The organism is uncultured Dokdonia sp., from assembly GCF_947492535.1.
GTDB lineage: Bacteria > Bacteroidota > Bacteroidia > Flavobacteriales > Flavobacteriaceae > Dokdonia.
Genome location: NZ_CANLNH010000057.1, coordinates 1 through 285 on the forward strand (window position 1 = coordinate 1; position 285 = coordinate 285).

The following is a 285-nucleotide window of genomic DNA, read 5'->3' on the forward strand; positions in this document are numbered from 1 at the left end:
ACATCCTGTAACGGTATTCTCTGCTAGGATGTATAATTCTGCCATTCCTGTGATGTTATCATAAGGAACAGTGATGTTTATCTGCTCAGCCGTATTATCATTCTGTGCATTATCAAAGGTTTCATAAAAACGTAAAACAACATCTGTTAACCCTGCTAAAATATCATCTGAATACTCTTGAAGATTAAACACCCCAAATCCATCATTATCATCATCACAGGCAACACTCGCTGGTAATGGCTCTGCGATAAATGGTAATGGGTTTACCACCAAATCAATCGTCGT

At 37.9% G+C, this 285-nt stretch carries 1 protein-coding gene; it reads right to left on the bottom strand.

Annotation, left to right across the window (positions count from 1 at the left end):
• Positions 1 to 285: hypothetical protein (locus tag Q1A60_RS21535; RefSeq protein ID WP_300008522.1), on the bottom strand; the 285-nt coding region annotated here is incomplete at both ends.